This is a genomic window from Acinetobacter corruptisaponis, assembly GCF_030053775.1.
Taxonomy (GTDB): Bacteria; Pseudomonadota; Gammaproteobacteria; order Pseudomonadales; family Moraxellaceae; genus Acinetobacter; species Acinetobacter corruptisaponis.
This window is the reverse complement of sequence record NZ_CP125669.1, coordinates 1,771,040-1,788,567: the sequence shown is the minus strand read 5'-3', so window position 1 is coordinate 1,788,567 and position 17,528 is coordinate 1,771,040. Positions and strand designations below refer to the sequence as shown.

Sequence of the window (17,528 nt, the reverse complement as noted above, 5' to 3'; positions counted from 1 at the left end):
TTATTCAGGCAGGTTTAACCACTGTGGGCCTAGTGGTGGCTGTGGCAAGTCAAACTCTTCAGGATAATAGGCCTGAATAAAGTAAAGTCCGTCAGGTGGGGCGGTAATACCAGCGGCTTTACGGTCCTGTGCAGCGAACATGGTGTCAATATGCTCAATCTCATACAGGCCCTGTCCAATCTCCAGTAAACACCCCATGATATTTCGTACCATGTGGTGTAGGAAACCGTCTGCCTGAATATCAAGAACTAAATAACGGCCATGTTCAAATAGACGACAATGCTTTACATGGCGTACAGGCTGGTTTGATTGACAGGCCGCTGCACGGAACGTCTCAAAATTATGAGTGCCTTCAAACTTGGCCGCTGCCGCAATCATTTTCTCTGTATTTAGCGCATAATAGATATGCGTAACCTGTTTATGCAGTAATGCTGGGCGGTGAGGGGCGTTATACACGACATAGCGATAACGACGTGCAGTCGCCTTGAAACGTGCATGGAAACTTTCATCCATGCACTTGATCCACTGAATTGAAATATCCTTTGGAAGCTGGCTGTTCGCACCCATCAGCCATCCATGGTCAGGGCGGACTGCTTCAGTGTCAAAATGGGCAACCATATTGGTGGCATGCACGCCTGCATCGGTACGACCTGCCCCATGTAATAGGATAGGTGCATTGGCAATTTTACTGAGAACTTTCTCAATGGTTTCCTGAACACTTGCAACGCCTGCCTGTTGGGTTTGCCAGCCACGGTATTGAGTACCACAAAATTCAATACCAATTGCATAACGTTGCATATTTAAACCTCAGTTAATGATGATGCCAATGTTCAAAGCATTGATCATGGGTCGGGTATTTTAAATACATTTGCAATGTTTTTGCATATAAATCGGCATGACTGTGGCAATCATTGATTAAAACCCTGGTAGATTGTATCCATGAACTGACTGCATAACGCTGGTCAAGCTGACCAAAGGTAACTTGACTGCTGACAATGGTCAGGCACTTTTGATGATATAGATCTTCAAACAAGGCCAAAACCTCATCATTGACAGCGATATTGCCTGTTCCAAAACCTTGCAGCACCAAAAACTGTGGGGGTGCAGTCAGAATGTTTTTGAGTTGTAAGATCAGTTGCTGTTGCGGTATTGGCTGTAGCATGAGGTTAAGCACACACAGTTGTGCAGCCTGTGTAATGCGTTCATCCTGTACAATAAACTGATTGGCAGATGTCAGGCATTTCTGGGTAGCAGGGATTCCTGTAAAGGCATCCAGTTCGGTTGTGTGTACTTTCAATGTGGTTTGGGCATGAAAAACCTGTTGGTGGAAAGCAAGATATACACCCGCAGGGAGTTTTAGCACCTGTTCCAGTGCTAAATACAGATTTCCAAGCGCATCGGTGAATTCTCGTGTGTCATTTCCCTCAATATTCAGTAGCGGATACTGGCTTCCAGTAATGATTGCGTGGCATGAATGTCCCAGAAAACGGGCAAGTGTTGCCGCAGCATAACTCAGTGTGTCTGTACCGTGAATAATCACGAAATGCTGGTAATTGTTGTGCTGTAACTGCTGAACCTGTTGTATCAGTTGCAGCCAGTCCATTGCCGTGCATGCGCTACTGTCCTTAATGCTGGGAGCGGCGAAACATTGAACCTGTAAATGAGGGGGAATAATCTTTTCCAGCAAAGGTAAAAAGGCTTGTTCGGGCATTGGCATAAGTGGTTCGCCAATACAGCCAAATGTACCACCCATATAAATTAAAGCGATTTTTTGCATAATCAGAATTTTTGGTATAAAAAAAGCAGTCTATAAGACTGCTTATATTAGACGGGTCAAATTCAGGAAGCTATTTTATTAAGTAACTTTTCTGAACGTTGTTGTTGTTCCGCATTTAGAAGAGCCTGGCTGTTCTTTAACAGTTCCCGTGCTGACTCATAGGCACCGAGCTCAATATATTGTTCAGCCAGTTCAAGGTTAAGCTGTGCTTCATCAAGCTGTTGGAGATCGGGGAATGATTGGGCCAAAGGATCATTGCCAGTTGCGGGTACTTGCGGTGCTGGTTCAATAAATGCTGTTTTAGGTTCAGTCTGGGTAACTGTCTCTGTAACATCAAAGGTGAACTCGGTTTTTTCAGCCGCAGGTGGCGTCTCTAGTTTATTCTCTGATGGTTCAAAATTAAAATCCAGGCTTGGAGCTGGAATATCCTCTGACTTGGTTTCAGTCTGGTTTGAACCGACTTCCAGACTGGATAGGTCGAAGTTTAATTCTGGCTTGCTCTCTACAGTTTTTGTTTCTTCAACTGCTGGAGAGGTGGTGCTTGGTTCTAAATTGAATGAGAACTCAAGTGGCTGCTGTTGTTCTTTTGTATCAACGGGTTCAGCTACAGGACTAGACTCAGCACTTTCTTTCTGTTCAAAAGAAAAGTTGAAATCCAGAGGCTGAACTTCAGGAACTTGTTCAGCAGGTTTCTCCTGTTCAGCGGGTGTGGTGTATTCAGACTGTAAATCATCAAAAGACTGTGTTGCTGGAGTTTGAACCAGTGCATCAAAATCAGCGGTATTGTTCTGAACAGGGGTTGCAGCAGGTGTATGCGGTTGTTGAAAATTACTTGGGCTAAACTCAATTGAGTCAGGCTGTCTGTTTCTTTCATACTCACGGTGTTTGGCTTCAGCGGCTTGCGCAATCTCTTCCAGTTTTAAGGCATGGACATGCTTGATCAACTGATCAGCGGCAAAATCATCTTTTTGTGCCAAATGAATATCAAGCAGGTACAGGTACAGCTCATGCTGGGTATTATCCTGTTTTAAGGCCTGATTGATCTGTGCCTCAGCAGTCTGGTAGTTGCCACTTTGAATTTGCTGTTCAAGTTTCTGGCGCAGACTGTCTGGAATCTGGTTCGTGGATTGTGGGGCGGCTTCCTGTTCTTCACGTGCCAGTGTCGTACGTGAAACTTTTTTTGTAGCTGCTGTTTTAGCTGTCTTGTTGGCACCCGTTTTGGGTGCTGTATTGCCTTGATTGTCACCCCGTTTTTTTAAAACGACTGCAACAACCAGTACAACGACTAGCAGTACAATTATTATAGTTGACATGATCCATACCCCTTGAAGATAGAGCCGCTTTTGTGCAAATTTATGAGAATTTTCCCGTAACCTAGCGTGTTGGCTTTTTAGTTTCCTGTTGCGCTTTCAGTTGTTCCTGTAGCTCTGCAAGCCGAGCATTCAGTAGCTGAATCCGTTGTTCCTTACCACGTAATGCCAATTCTAACTGTGTTACGTTTCTCTGTAATGTAACGGTTTTTTCGCGTGCTGTCATAACTTTTAATGATAAATCTGCACTGGTTTTCTGCTGTAGTGTGTCTTTTTTCGCACTTCCAGTACTGGAATCTTGATTACTTTCAGCAAGCAGGGTCATTTCCGCCTGTTGTAAGCGATATTTGGCTTTTCCTGCTGGTGCACCATGTGGTGTTTGGGCTGCAATTTGATTTGCATTTGGGTTTTGGTGGCTTGGGACAGTGCCCAGATTGAAATTTAAATGAGCACCCTGTCTTAACCGATTGGCATTGCCACCAATAAAGGCATGTTCATTTTGAGCCTTGATCTGGTTCATGACTTTGTACACAGGTTGTTGGGTTTGCCCTGCAATTCTTTGTGCAATGCTCCATAGCGACTCATTACGTCGAACCACATGCTGCTGTTGACTATTTTCAGTTGATGCTGAGGATGGGCTGCTTTGGGGCGATGGCTGTTTAATTGGCTGCTCTTTATTTTTTGCCTGATACTCAGCCACGGTATCCTGCTTTTTTTCCACAAGTTTATTTTCAGTATTTTGGATTGGTTTCTCAGCAGGAATATTTTCATTGGCTGGCTGGGCATTTGCCGCCTGAACAACCGCAGCCTGTTGAACTTCCTGCTTGATTGTTGGTGCAGGAGTTACTGGTTTTTGCTCGGCCACTGCTGTATTGGAAATAGGAGGTGGTGCTGGATTGTTTGCTGCCTGAACAACAGCCGCCTGTTGAACCTCCTGCTTGATTGTTGGAGTGGCTGGCTTTTGCTCAGTCGCCGCTGTTTTAGCTGTCGTTGCTTGTGTATTGCTGGCTGTCTGAATGGTGGTCGTCTGTTCTGCTTTAGCTGGAGGTGCAACCGAGATGGCTGTGACAACAGGCGCTTTGCTCTCTGGAATATTTAATGCAGGAGGAAGAGCAAAGGGTGCGTTCAGGAGTTTTTCCTGTCTTAGGTTTGTTTCTTTTGAATTTGTTGCTGCATTTGCGTTGTAACGTGTACTTTCTGGTAGGTTCAGTGCAATATCTTTTTCACTGACAATGTATTTAGGCGCCAGCGTTTTTTCATTGCTACTTTTAGCTGCTGCAATCTGGGTTTTTTGGCGTATTGGCTGTCTGATATGTTTTAGGTGTGCTGCGCCATTTTCCTGAATTTTAACAATAATGTTCAGCTCGGCGTCGGTCATTGGTCTTGAAGAGGTAATGACAATCACCCCTTCACCCTTGTTGTTACGACGTGTAAAAAAATTAAGGGCGGCGGGTGGCTGGTGTGTTGCACCAAGCATCATCAGGTCTTCTGGCGTTGCAAGGCTAACATCCAGTTTTGAATTGGCATCTGCCTGATGAAAGCTCATTTCTGCATAAAGCAACTCGCCTGGTGCGGACTGGATTTGCAATGGATCAAGTGTGATTGCATAAAGATGTTGCGAGGATAATATGGTTAAAATGGCAATTTTTAATTTGTTATAAATAGTCATCTCGATCCATGAAACAGTGATGTTTTAGTCAATTCAAAAGTATACATTACCGTGATGTAAATGAATTGTAAAATCTTCATCGGCAATCACAAGAAAAAAGCCGATCAACTGTGATCGGCTTTTGATTTTCATCTATTTTTTGCTTAGGCGTTCTTGTATTCCACTAAGATGCGCAGCATGCGGCGTAACGGTTCTGCCGCACCCCAGAGCAGTTGGTCACCCACTGTAAACGCGCCCAGGTATTCTTTACCCATATTCAGCTTGCGCAGACGGCCCACTGGAACAGTTAAAGTACCTGTAACCGCCACAGGAGTCAGGTCAGTCATGGAGGCTTCGCGGGTATTTGGAACCACTTTTGCCCACTGGCTTGAATTGCGGATCATATCCTCAATCTCGTCAAGCGGTACATCTTTCTTTAATTTCAAAGTAATGGCTTGAGAATGACAACGCATTGCACCAATACGAACACAGTGGCCATCAATTGGAACGATTTGCTGGTTACCCAGGATCTTGTTGGTTTCGACCTGACCTTTCCATTCCTCTTTTGACTGGCCGCTTTCCAATTGCTTGTCGATATAAGGAATCAGGGAACCTGCCAACGGTACACCAAAGTTCGCTTTAGGGAAACCCTCACCACGTTGTAAATCAGCAATTTGACGGTCAATATCAAGGATGGCGGATTTTGGATCGTCCAGTAATGCTTTGGTGTTGTTATACAAATAGCCCATGCCTGTGATGAGTTCACGCATGTTTTGCGCACCCGCACCAGAAGCGGCCTGATAAGTCATTGAGGTTGCCCATTCCACCAAATTGTTCTGGAACAGTGAACCCAAGCCCATCAGCATTAGGGAAACGGTACAGTTGCCGCCAACGAATGTTTTAGTGCCATTCACCAAACCATCCTTGATCACATTCAGGTTGACTGGATCAAGCACAATAATTGCATCATCCGCCATACGCAGGGTGGATGCGGCATCAATCCAGTAACCATCCCAACCCTCAGCCTTAAGCTTTGGGAAGACTTCAGAGGTATAGTCACCGCCCTGACAGGTTAAAATGACATCCATTTGCTTCAGGCTGTTAATGTCTGATGCATCCATAAGTGCTGGGGCAGTCTTACCACCAAATGCAGGCGCTTCACCACCTGCATTACTGGTAGAAAAATAGAATGGCTCAATATGAGCGAAATCATTCTCTTCAACCATACGTTGCATCAGGACAGAACCAACCATCCCACGCCAACCGACCAGACCTACTTTCATGTCATTGTGCCTCGGTATGTAAAAAACTTTTAAGGGGTTTGAGTGTATCAAAAGTGCCCGCAACTGCAAGCTTTACCTAAATAAAACCATAATTTTCTTGAGTGGAATAACTTGTTTATATTAGATAGAAAATTGATAAGACCATAACATGATTCAGAAATCCACAACATCAGCAATGAAGTGTAATAAGAGTAGGGCAAAATGATAGCAATTGAGGTTTGTGCGGTGCTGGCGATCTGGTTGAGTGGATGGTCATTGATTCGACGGGATGAGTGGTGGTTTCGGGGGGCTGATTTTCCAAGATTACAGATTCTGTTCGTGGGATTGGTTGCGCTTGCTGGCCTGCTTTTTATTGATGCAGAGTGGACATCCCTTAGGGAGTTACTGCTTTTGGGTGTGATTGCGGCGGTTGCCTACCAACTTAAGATGGTGCTGCCTTATACACCTGTCTGGAAAAAGCAGGTTTTGCATGTGCGTCGGGATCAACTGAATCTTGAGCAGCAAATCTCATTGCTGGTCGCCAATGTGCTTACGCCAAACCATAAATATCACCTGTTGCTGGAACAGATTGACCATTTGCAGCCTGATGTGGTGCTGACACTGGAAACCGACCAGGTTTGGCAGGAGGCATTAAAACCGATTGAAGCGGATTATCCTTACCGTGTTGCAGTGCCTCAGGATAATTTGTATGGAATGCATCTATATAGCCGCTTGCCGTTATCGGACACCGAAGTGAAATTCATCCTGAGTGATGAAACCCCATCCATCCATGCAACAATACGCCTGCGTTCGGGGCTAAGTGTGCAGTTGTACTGTCTGCATCCAAAGCCGCCAAGTCCCACAGAGGCAAAGGATTCCACCTTAAGGGATGCTGAACTCCTGATTGTGGGCGACCAGATCAAGGATATTGATGAGAGTTGTATTGTGATGGGTGACCTGAATGATGTGGCATGGTCAAGAACCACACGCCTGTTCCAGCGGATCAGTGGTCTGCTTGACCCGCGTGTGGGACGTTATTTTATGAATACCTTTCATGCGGATTATCCACTGTTACGTTGGTCGCTGGACCATATTTTCCACAGTACTGACTTTGGTCTAGTTGAAATGAAGCGTTTGCCCCATATTGGTTCAGACCATTTTCCAATCTATGTGGTGCTGCAAACAGGAAAGATATTTGAACAAAAGCAGGAAGAGCTGGAGCAGACAGAAAGTGATGAGGACGAGGCGCAGCAGGCGATTCAGGAGGGCATAGCGAAAGCGGAGCAGGAGGAAAAAGTGGTGGTGGATGAACTTGCCCAGACTCATAAAAGTGCAATCATTAAGAATAATCACTAAACTCTCATGTAAGCATTATCGTACAGTGATTTAGGTCCACAGCGAATAGTCTTGGCCGCTTAAAAGATTTATTCTAAATACATCAGCACAGGGACGCAGGAAAGGATTTCCGATTAAGGATAGCGACGCTGAGATGGAAAAAGCATCATGGATATGATGCATGCTATGGAAGCAAGATAATAAAAATATTGTGAAAGCACAACCTCATTTGCCCGAGTTTTGCAGGATGCGAAACTCGGGTTTTAATTTTCTATTGAGCCACTTTCATTTTTTGCATTGGTTTTCCAGCTGTTGGCTGTTCTGGTGGTGCTGTTTCATTTTCCTGTTCGGTTACAGGTATTTCCTCTTCACCCATTGAGTCCCCAGCTCCATCTGGTCTGGCGGCATCCTCTGGGTCCATGACTTTCTTTGGTTTGAAAATCTTGTCTACTGGAAGTGTGATCTCCAAAGGCTGACAGCGTGTCCAGCGTAAATCGTTGCTTGATGACTGGATACTATAATTGGCTGCTGTATATTTTATTTTCCAACGCTCAGCATCTGACGGTAGTTTGGCATCAAATTCGTAGATGCGGGTTTCATAAGGGCGTAGCACCTGAATACTGTCTTGTTCTGCTGCACATCTTAAATATTGGTCTGACTGAATATGTACATTGCCCAGTTCCGACCATACTTCCACCTGTCGGCATTGTGGTACATGCTCAAATATATAGTTTGGTGTGGTATTTCTCAGCTCAATCTGTAATGGTGTTGCCGCAAGCTCCTGTACAGTGCCTGACGGGATGGGTTGCTTGCTATCAGCATAGATAAATTGCATGGAGCGTTGTATGCCAAGACATTCATCTACAACTGCATCAGGGATGGTCATATAATATTCATAGCTATCTTCATCACCTTTACCATTGCCTGTTGCATCACTGCCTCCAGGTCGGGGTTTCTGTGTGCCTGAACCACTGCCGCCCAGACTGACATTGGCCGCCAGATAATGGTAATCATCGCCACAGGCGGTCAAGGCACTGGACAAACTACAGAACAAAAGCACTAGGCCTAAATTTTTACCTGAATTCATTTTATCCACCCTTATAAATATAAGGTACTTGTAGATTTATTTTTCTATCGTACTGATAGACCCCGAAACGAAATTGATAGTCCGCATCCTGTTTTTCCTGGTCTTGTTCGCAGTAGTGGATGGCGGCATTGAGTAACTGTTTGGCCATGTCCTGCCACAGTTCGAGGCTGAGCTGGCGTAGCGCTTCAATCGACGACATGGTGAGTTTTTCCGCCAGTACAGCCTGTTCCAGATGGGTAAAGCTTTTGTCACTAATAAAGTTGTCAATACCCGCTGCAAGATGATCGCTTAAGTTTGCGGAGAACAGTGCCTTGCTTTCCTGCATCTGGTTGTCTGGTGTAAAGCTATTCTGTTGCAGCACCACATCCTGCCCAACCTGTTGCACCACGCCCAGACGTTGTAGTTCAAACAAAATTGAACGGGGATGTTTCTCGGTTGAGATATGTCTGACCAGCGCCTCAAAACTATTTTCCTCACCTGAGACTGGAATCTGGTGGGGCAATTCAAGGGCAATCCAGCGTGCAATCACCCGTGCAGGGACACTAATGGCATAGGTTGCCTTGGCTGTTTCAGTGAGCTGGGTGGCCTGTTGCCGAAAGGCACTGACATCTTTGCGGTGCAGGCCAGAGAGCAGGCTGACAGCAGAGTCAGTTTTATTCTGCTTGATCCGTCCCAGCTCAGCCAGGGCCTGTTCGTAGAAAACAGGTTTCAGGGCAGCCACAAAATCGGTATAACCCACCCCTGAATGAATGAGCCAATGCGCAATATGCTGCATCATTGGCACAATACTCTCCAACGTGGTTTCTGCGTCTTGGGGAATCACGCCCTGTGTATTTGCAGAGGATTGCTCTATAGCGGCGGTCATTTGCTCGGCTGGTTTTTCCATATCAAAATACCCTAAGCGGTTGATGCACTGAAGCAGGCAAGTGTCTGATCCCAACTACTAAACAGAGGATGGGAATGTCTCGGCACCAGCATTGTCAATATTAAAATGAGTAAAAGAGACACTGATGGATACATCTAAACTTTCCACACAGTGCCACCAACCCAATGGAATGAACAAGGCCTCTCCCTCATTCAGCACACATTCAATTCTGCTGCTCTGTGCAAATTCGGGAAAGGATTCCACGAGATTTACGGCATGAGGATCAGCAATTTTACTGAACACCGCAACATCATTGTACAAATGGGCGACTTGCAGGGCTGGAATGAGGGTGACCTTTTTCCTGCCATAGACCTGAACCAGAACGTTATTGGTTAAGTCATGGTGCAGGGGGGTAAATGCACCCTTGGGGCCAAACCAGATAAAGCTGCGATCTGTCATCTGTGTGTGGTCGGTATAGCCATTAAAATGTCCAATATCCCTAAATAGCTTGGTCAGACTGGATTGGCTGGCTTTGGCATTATTCGCCGTCATGTAAAAATTATTGGAATGATCGGTTTGGGTGACAAGGTCAACATAGTCCCGCATGGTCATTTTGGTTTTGTGTCGGATGGAGTTTCTTTCAAAGAGTGGGTCCTGTTCACGGTTAAACTGGACCTCAATCTCCTGATCACCCACTACCTGCTGAAAATAGGCGGGTGACCAGTTTGTCAGCGCTGGCCAGTGATCAATCGCATGCGTCAGGATAACGGGTAAATTTCTGCTGTAATAATGCTGAATAAAAAAATCAAAAGACGGAATCTTAATACGTGTAATCTGTTGGTATTCAGGGTTGAGTCGTGCAAAGCGGTCTAAGGTATCCAATAGCCAATTTCTCTTTTTGACTAAAAAGTGCTGTTGCTGGGCAATCTGAAAATAGGGGTCCTGTTTAAGTTGCAGTAATTCCTGAGTGATGGCTTTTTCACTGAGACCCTGAGCCTGAAGTGTTTGATAAATATCTATTTGAGCTTTTTTTTCAAGAACCGCCTGAGCCAGCCATTTTTTCTGTTCGATACTGAAATGGACGGTGGACTCAGCAGGACTTGCTATCCCAGTCAATGACTCCTGCGGTCCAGTAAAAGTTTCATCTGTCTCAAGTGTAATCAGGCCCTCACGCAGCAAAATATTGGCAAGCTCCACAGGGTTGCAGCCACGTTCAAAGTTTTCTTCCAGCCATGCACGCCATTCCTCTGGTAATGCATTGAATTGTCTTATTAAGTTTTGCTGAACATCCATGGCTTTTGACCTATCAATACAACGATTTGACCTTTTGTCTAGGGGCTGTTGACATTTCACCTTGCGAGCTTTCAGCTCTCATTGCGACAGAGGACATTTTTTAGACGGTACAAGGCATGTTTTGCGTAACTTAGTGATTCTAAGTAAGCAAGACATAACGCAGTAGCGGCAAAAAATGTCCCTGTCCCGCAGGGTTATGGCTAAAACTACCTCAAACTTCGTTATGAAACTTGGTAAGGGAATGCCCTTACCTACGTCTCATGCCTTGTTTGAGTTGTTTAGCCTATAACGCAATGCATGGCTGAAATATCAACAGACCCTAAATTTAAGCATAAAAATATTTGCACTCAAGCAGAAAAGTGTTAAATTTTCACAGACAATATATGTGAAAATTTCACACAGAGGGCAATATGATGAAAAATATATGGACTCAACTTGCGATTGGCATGACATGCGCAGCTTTGGTGGGATGTAGTGGAAGCTCATCTTCCAATAACACCCCTACGCCGACTCCAACCCCCACACCGACTCCAACCCCTACGCCGACTCCAACCCCCACACCGACTCCAACCCCTACGCCGACTCCAACCCCTACGCCGACTCCAACCCCCACACCGACTCCAACACCCACACCGACTCCAACTACCGTTGCGGACCGTTTTGTGGGAACATGGATGGCTGGGCAGGGGGCTTGTATCAATGGTTCTGGCTTAAAAATGAATATTGTTAAGATGGCTGACAATAGCGTCCGTTTTGTCAATGAAACGGTAAAATATGCGAATGCAAAAGACTGTACAGGTGAACTTTCCCCAAGCTACAAACAGCCAAGTGAGTTTAGTTTGGCGACTGAGATTGGGGCAGCACAGACCATACAAAGTTCCAGCTTTAATCAGGCACAATGGCAACTTGAAGTAGGGGGTAAGTTGGGGAGCAAACAGCCTATGGTGTTTGGCTTCAAAAATGCAGATCAGTTCTGTCTTGTGCCCACAGATCAGCCGAATGATATTCATGCTTACTTGCAACAAGTTGATTTTAGTCGGGTGAATACCTGTTATACCCGTAGTGCTCCCTCTTTAAGCCAGCAAAAGCCACAGCAGATTGTTGCAACCGCAAGTTATCGTTTCGGTGATAATCAAACGGCATGGGCAGATGTTCTGAACCAGTTGAATGACCAGGGTCGCCAAGGCTATGCACTCATTACACCGTCAGTTGCATTAAAAAATCCAGAGGGAAGCAACAGCATCTACAAAAACTTATATGTGAAAAATAACGCCTCACAGGATACCTACACCTATACCACAGCTGATGTAAGCACCAATATTGTCGCCAGCCGTTATACACTTTGGTTTGATGAACTGAAAAAGCAGGGTGCGTTGGGCTATCTCTACAAGCTATCTTTTGGAGAAACCTCGAATAATACCCGCAAATATTTATTTGTAAAAAATGACCAAAAACCAGCGACCTATAGTTATGAAAATCGTTTTATAACAGATACGACCAGAGCCAATATTCTGGCTGCATTTAATGACATGGGCGCAAAAGGCTGTAAATTAATTGATGCAGGTTCTACCTATACCAATAATGGTACAAGTAATGGCACATTTTATGTGACCACCTGTGCAAACAGCAGCACGCATCATGGCATCTATAACTACCGTTATTTCCAGGTTGAACGTAATATTCCATTTAATGCCGAAGATGTGGCGAAGCTGGAAAAACTATTAAAAGAGCAGGCAGCAGAGGGTTACCGTCTGATTGACAAGGATAACAGTATTGGGTTTGGAATTAACACCAAGGGATATTTGTTTGAGAAAGATAGCGAAAACACAGGCGCGGTTGAATACAAACTTTATGCGGACGATGCGGTAGATAGTTCAGAAAGCGTTTATGGGGTTGAAAACCGTATTCAGGATCAGGGTAAATTGGGGTGGTTCTTTGCAACGAGTTTGGGTAGAGCGTATAGCAATGCACCAAGTCAGTATGATTTAACCACGGGTGTGGTTTTCCCTAAGTAAACTATTATTTTAAAATGAAAAAATCTGTGCTTTCGGGCACAGATTTTTTTATGGCTAATAGATTTTTTCGTAACCCTCAGCCCGAGTTTTAAAACGGCGATGGAACCACATCCATTGTGTTGGTGCGATTCTAAGCTGGGCTTCAATAATCTTGTTCACGCGAACAGCATCATCCATTTCATCCTCACTTGGCATATTTTCAACCATTGGCTCAATCAGCACTTTGTACTGAGGATTGCGGATATCACCATAACGGTAGAAATAAAGGGGAATGGCAACAGATTTGGAAATTTTTAACAGGCGACGATGTGCAGTCACCGTTGCGGCAGGAACACCAAAGAAAGGAGCCATCACCCCTTGCTTTAAACCAAAATCCTGATCGGGACTATACCAGATTGCACCGCCATCCTTGAGCCTGCGAATCAGGCCACGCATATCATCATGGTCAATTTGGTGCTGGTAAATAGTGGCACGGCAACGATAAATCAGCATATCCAGCATGGGATTGTTTTGTGGACGATAAACCACATCGGGCTCAAAGTATTGCGCACAGATATAACCGCCTGCATCCAGCAGGGTACTATGTGTGCCAAGCAATAAGATGCCTTTACCCTGTGCTTTGGCATGGGTAATGTGTTCCAGACCGTCAATGCTATGACGACCTTTAAACCATTTCGGACAGTACCAGGCATTCAGTGTCTCAAACACACCCAGCATCATATCCACAAATACCTGCTTCGCCTGTGCTTCAACCTCGGCAGGTGACCATTCGGGAAAACACAGTTCCAGGTTTCTAAGCGTGGTTTTACGGCGTGACTTGAGTAAATGCCAGCACAAGGCAGCCAGGCTATGTGCCAGTCGCCATTGAATTGCCCAAGGCAGGATTGCCAGTAGCATGAGAAAGCTGATGGCGATCCAGATTTTCCAGTATTTGGGTAATAGGAATTCCCATTGAAATTCGCCAGGTATATAAGACTGCTGTTGACTCATAAACTTATAAATATGAATGACATTGAATTTTGCAGCAGTGTAGCATGAACTTGGTTTTGCAACTTTAAATATGGCTTTAAACCCAGACTGTTTTATATTAAGACATTGATGGGTGATCATCAGAACAGGAGCATATTTTGAAAACCATAAGAATTATCAAGGGTGATATTACCCAAGTTGCTGTAGATGCGATTGTTAATGCGGCAAACACCTCGCTTTTAGGTGGTGGTGGTGTGGATGGCGCAATTCATCGCAAAGGCGGGGCTGAAATCCTTGAGGAATGTCAAAAGATACGCGCCAAGCAAGGAGGCTGTGGGGTGGGAGAAGCTGTGGTTACCACTGCTGGAAATCTGCCTGCTCAATATGTCATTCATACCGTTGGGCCAACATGGCGCAAAGGTGAAAATAATGAAGCGATTTTGCTGGAAAATGCTTATCGCAACAGCTTTAAACTGGCTGAAAGCTTGCAGTTAAAGACAGTTGCCTTTCCCAACATTTCAACTGGCGTGTATCGGTTTCCAAAACAGGCTGCGGCGCAGGTTGCCTTAAGAACGATATGTGAGGAACTAAACAAGGGGCAGTCAGTACAGGAGGTGATTTTTGTCTGTTTTGATGATGAGAACCTTAAAATCTATCAGGAAATTAAAGCTGATTTTTTATCACAAGATATTGAAATCATGTAAATAGAAAGTGGGATGGCAATCACACCAATTAATTGATTAATTAAAGTGGGGTGATTGCCATCGTCATACAAAATGAATAAGTACCCTATTTAGAAATGGTACTTTTCTTTAATTTCCTTTAGACAGGTTCTCCAACGTATCCCAACGTTCCAGTTTTTCCAGCATTATTTCCTCAATTTCGGCTAAACGCTGGCTGGCTTTGGTGGCTGTTTCCGCATCTTTTACAAACCACGACCCATCAGCAAGTTTTGCAGAAAGCTCAGCCTGTTCCTTTTCCAGTTTCTCAATTTCAGCAGGAAGCTGTTCAAGCTCACGCTGATCCTTATAACTGAGTTTGACTTTTTTCGGTGCAGTCGCAGCCAATGCTGCTGCCTCTGCTTTGGCCTGCGCCTTTTTCACATCGCTTTTTTGATCAACCACTTTCTGGTCAGGACGTTGTTCCAGATAGTCTTGATAGCCACCGATGTATTCATCAATATTGCCCTTGCCATCAAAGACCCAGGTTGAGGTCACGACATTGTCCATAAAGGCACGGTCATGCGAGATTAGCAACAGAGTGCCTTTATACTCAGACAGCATTTCTTCCAGCAATTCAAGCGTTACCATATCCAGGTCGTTGGTCGGCTCATCCATCACAATCAGGTTTGATGGTTTAAGCAAAAGTTTTGCCAGTAGAATACGGTTTCGTTCACCACCAGACAGTGCCTTTACTGGGGTACGGGCACGTTCTGGTGAAAATAAGAAGTCTTGCAAATAGCTATAGATATGGCGGCGGTTACCATTGACATCAACAAAGTCAGAACCCTCTGAAACATTTGCCATCACCGTTTTTTCAAGGTCCAGCGCATTGCGTAACTGGTCAAAATAGGCGATTTCGAGCTGTGTACCTGTCTTGACTGAACCACCATGTTCGATTTCACCTAAAATGGCCTTGATCAAGGTGGTTTTACCCACGCCATTGTCACCAACGAGACCAATACGGTCTCCACGCAACACGATTGCGGAGAAATCCTTAATCAGTGGCTGTTCATTATAGCTAACACGTAGATGTTCAATTTCAAACACCAGCTTGCCTGAGCGATTGGCTTCCTGAGTTGCCATGCTGACTTTGCCCTGTTGGGAACGACGTGCTTTTGATTCTTCACGTAAGGCTTTTAGGGCACGGACACGCCCTTCGTTACGGGTACGACGTGCCTTGATGCCTTGACGAATCCAGGCTTCTTCCTCAGCAAGCTTTTTGTCAAATAAAGCATTTTGTTTTTCCTCTGCCTCCATTTGCTGTGCTTTGAGGTCGAGGTAACGTGAATAATTGCCCTCATAACCACGCAAAACACCACGATCAAGCTCAACAATACGTGTTGCAATGCTGTCAACAAAGGAGCGGTCATGCGAGATAAACAGTAAAGTAAGATTATTCTGGTCGAGCAGGAATTTCTCCAGCCATTCGATGCTTTCAACATCCAGATGGTTGGTTGGTTCGTCCAGCAATAACACATCAGGCTGGGTCAGTAGGGCACGGGCAAGCAACACACGGCGCTTACGTCCACCAGACAAGTCAGCCAGATCGGCATTTGGATCAAGTCCCATTTTACCCAAAATGGTGTTGACCTTGTTTTCCAGTGCCCAGCCATCCAGTTGGTCGAGTTTGTGCTGGAGCATGCCCATACGGTCACAGGCTTCCATATCGCCCAGAACACAGGCATCGCTTGCCTCATGGTATTCTTTTAATACGCTTGCTGCTTCGCCTGCGCCATCGGCAACAATGTCGGCCACCTTACCTGAATCCATTGGCACATCCTGTGCCAGCATGGAAACGGTTAAACCATTTTGAATCGAAACTTCACCTGTATCGGGTAATAGGCTTCCCTCAATCAGTTTTAATAAAGTAGACTTACCCTCGCCATTACGACCGATTAAACAGACTCGTTCGCCACGCTCCAGATTAAAGTTCGCGCCGTCGAGTAGGGCAGGTCCGCCAAATGCGAGATGGACATCCCTTAAAGTAATATAGGCCATAATGTTTCCTAAAAGCTCAGATGAGGTCTGAAATGACTAAACCAAAAAATTTTGATGATCACGCGTCATTTTCCGCACCCATTGAAGATTTGCAAGTGCGAATTGCATTTTTGGATGATTTAGTTGAGCAATTGAATCAACAGCTCGCCATTCAGACACGTGAAATTGCTGATTTAAAAAAACAGATGCAGTTGTTGTACCAGCGTGTTGAGGCATCCGATCTGTCTGATGGAATAGCCCCTTTTGATCCCATGAGTAATAAACCGCCGCATTATTGATAAAATAAATTTGAAAAGTTAAAGTGATGAAATTAGGGGATTTTGTATTTAGAGATAAAAATGAAGAAAGTTTTGCTCTTGGATATTGAAAATATTCATAAAACTGAAAAAGAGCTATTACATTTATTGAAAACTTATGCTTGTGTATATTTAGTTTACGCAAAATCACCTGTGACTTTAAGTTTAGATGCATTGATTAAATTTTCTCCTTTTGTCGTGGAGAAAAAATTAGTTGTGATTAAAATGCCTAAAATTGGTAAGGATGCTGCTGATTTTGGTTTAGCATTTTTAGCAGGACAACTTTCAATTCAGATGGATAAAACAGCAACTTGTTTTGATGTGATGTCTAATGATGGGGCTTTAGAATATATTGTTGATTTACTGAAAATAATGGGTTTTCAATCAACTCAAATAAAAACATTAATTGAACAACCAAAAGAAACATTGAAATCTGATTTAAATGAAGAAATTTCGACGATTATTCCTGATATTACTCAATTTTCCCAACGTCCACATTTAATGATTTTTAAAAAGTTCTGTGAATATTTGGCAAAAATTCCAACCAATAAACCCACAAAAATTGAGAGTTTGAAAAATACAATTCGAACAAAAGTACAGGTGGAACATATTGATGAAAATTTAATTTTTAGTTTGTTGTTAAACTATAAAATAATTCAGAAAGATGAACTCAAAGTAATTTACATTGAAAACAATCTTCATACATGGGCAAATTTAATTCTGCCTGAAGATATTGGGAGGGAACCTCAAAAAGAAAAAATAGTTCAACTGGACAATGTGGTGAAAGAGAAATCTACTTTACCTGAACTTTTACAACGTAGACAGGCATTACAACAAAAGCATGAATATACCTTTACAGAAAAACCGACACTGACGGAACTGTTACGACGACATGACCCTCGTTTTAAGCAAGCTCTTTGAAGTATAAAACGGACTTGCCTTTTAACTTAA

Annotated in this window: 15 protein-coding genes; 5 read left to right on the top strand and 10 right to left on the bottom strand. The window is 44.2% G+C overall.

What is annotated here, in order from left to right; translation table 11 throughout:
* The 5 genes from truA to asd form a co-directional block, all read right to left on the bottom strand.
* The gene (gene truA / locus QLH32_RS08530; RefSeq protein ID WP_283269133.1) at positions 1-798 is read right to left on the bottom strand and encodes a tRNA pseudouridine(38-40) synthase TruA; all 798 of its coding nucleotides are present in this window, start codon (positions 796-798) and stop codon (positions 1-3) included.
* Positions 799-811: 13 nt separating this feature from the next.
* Positions 812-1,777, bottom strand: coding sequence for an asparaginase domain-containing protein (locus tag QLH32_RS08525; RefSeq protein WP_283269131.1), 966 nt, complete (start codon positions 1,775-1,777; stop codon positions 812-814).
* Between the two features lie 62 nt (positions 1,778-1,839).
* Positions 1,840-3,090 (bottom strand): FimV domain-containing protein, encoded by a 1,251-nt coding sequence (locus QLH32_RS08520; protein ID WP_283269130.1) that lies wholly within the window; start codon positions 3,088-3,090, stop codon positions 1,840-1,842.
* A 61-nt stretch (positions 3,091-3,151) separates the two neighbouring features.
* A complete protein-coding gene (locus QLH32_RS08515; RefSeq protein WP_283269129.1) occupies positions 3,152-4,756 on the bottom strand; it encodes a FimV/HubP-related protein in 1,605 nt (534 codons plus the stop codon).
* A gap of 143 nt (positions 4,757-4,899) precedes the next feature.
* A complete protein-coding gene (asd, locus tag QLH32_RS08510; RefSeq protein ID WP_004674561.1) occupies positions 4,900-6,018 on the bottom strand; it encodes an aspartate-semialdehyde dehydrogenase in 1,119 nt (372 codons plus the stop codon).
* 201 nt (positions 6,019-6,219) lie between these two features.
* On the opposite strand from asd, the gene QLH32_RS08505 reads away from it, so the two are divergent.
* Positions 6,220-7,353, top strand: a complete 1,134-nt coding sequence (locus tag QLH32_RS08505; protein WP_283269128.1) for an endonuclease/exonuclease/phosphatase family protein — start codon at positions 6,220-6,222, stop codon at positions 7,351-7,353.
* 250 nt (positions 7,354-7,603) lie between these two features.
* Here the strand turns inward: QLH32_RS08505 and QLH32_RS08500 are convergent, their stop codons facing one another.
* From QLH32_RS08500 to QLH32_RS08490, 3 genes are read right to left on the bottom strand one after another with little or no spacing between them, the layout of a single operon-like run.
* The gene (locus QLH32_RS08500) at positions 7,604-8,419 is read right to left on the bottom strand and encodes a hypothetical protein (RefSeq protein WP_283269127.1); all 816 of its coding nucleotides are present in this window, start codon (positions 8,417-8,419) and stop codon (positions 7,604-7,606) included.
* Between the two features lies 1 nt (position 8,420).
* Positions 8,421-9,305, bottom strand: a complete 885-nt coding sequence (locus tag QLH32_RS08495) for a DUF6502 family protein (RefSeq protein WP_283269126.1) — start codon at positions 9,303-9,305, stop codon at positions 8,421-8,423.
* 57 nt (positions 9,306-9,362) lie between these two features.
* On the bottom strand, positions 9,363-10,577 hold the full coding sequence (locus QLH32_RS08490; RefSeq protein WP_283269125.1) for a cupin-like domain-containing protein: 1,215 nt from the start codon (positions 10,575-10,577) through the stop codon (positions 9,363-9,365).
* 410 nt (positions 10,578-10,987) lie between these two features.
* Between QLH32_RS08490 and QLH32_RS08485 the strand changes: the two genes are divergently transcribed.
* Positions 10,988-12,592 carry a PT dipeptide repeat lipoprotein gene (locus QLH32_RS08485; protein ID WP_283269124.1) on the top strand — a complete coding sequence of 535 codons (1,605 nt, stop codon included), beginning with the start codon at positions 10,988-10,990 and terminating at the stop codon, positions 12,590-12,592.
* 54 nt (positions 12,593-12,646) lie between these two features.
* Here the strand turns inward: QLH32_RS08485 and QLH32_RS08480 are convergent, their stop codons facing one another.
* The gene (locus QLH32_RS08480) at positions 12,647-13,582 is read right to left on the bottom strand and encodes an LpxL/LpxP family acyltransferase (RefSeq protein WP_283269123.1); all 936 of its coding nucleotides are present in this window, start codon (positions 13,580-13,582) and stop codon (positions 12,647-12,649) included.
* Positions 13,583-13,719: 137 nt separating this feature from the next.
* Here QLH32_RS08480 and QLH32_RS08475 point away from each other — a divergent pair, with 137 nt between their 5' ends.
* A complete protein-coding gene (locus QLH32_RS08475) occupies positions 13,720-14,265 on the top strand; it encodes an O-acetyl-ADP-ribose deacetylase (protein WP_283269121.1) in 546 nt (181 codons plus the stop codon).
* A gap of 108 nt (positions 14,266-14,373) precedes the next feature.
* Here QLH32_RS08475 and QLH32_RS08470 read toward each other — a convergent pair whose 3' ends face one another.
* A complete protein-coding gene (locus QLH32_RS08470; RefSeq protein WP_283269120.1) occupies positions 14,374-16,281 on the bottom strand; it encodes an ATP-binding cassette domain-containing protein in 1,908 nt (635 codons plus the stop codon).
* A 32-nt stretch (positions 16,282-16,313) separates the two neighbouring features.
* On the opposite strand from QLH32_RS08470, the gene QLH32_RS08465 reads away from it, so the two are divergent.
* A complete protein-coding gene (locus QLH32_RS08465) occupies positions 16,314-16,559 on the top strand; it encodes a SlyX family protein (RefSeq protein ID WP_267981135.1) in 246 nt (81 codons plus the stop codon).
* Positions 16,560-16,619: 60 nt separating this feature from the next.
* A complete protein-coding gene (locus tag QLH32_RS08460; RefSeq protein ID WP_283269119.1) occupies positions 16,620-17,498 on the top strand; it encodes a PIN domain-containing protein in 879 nt (292 codons plus the stop codon).
* The last annotated feature ends 30 nt before the right edge of the window (positions 17,499-17,528 follow it).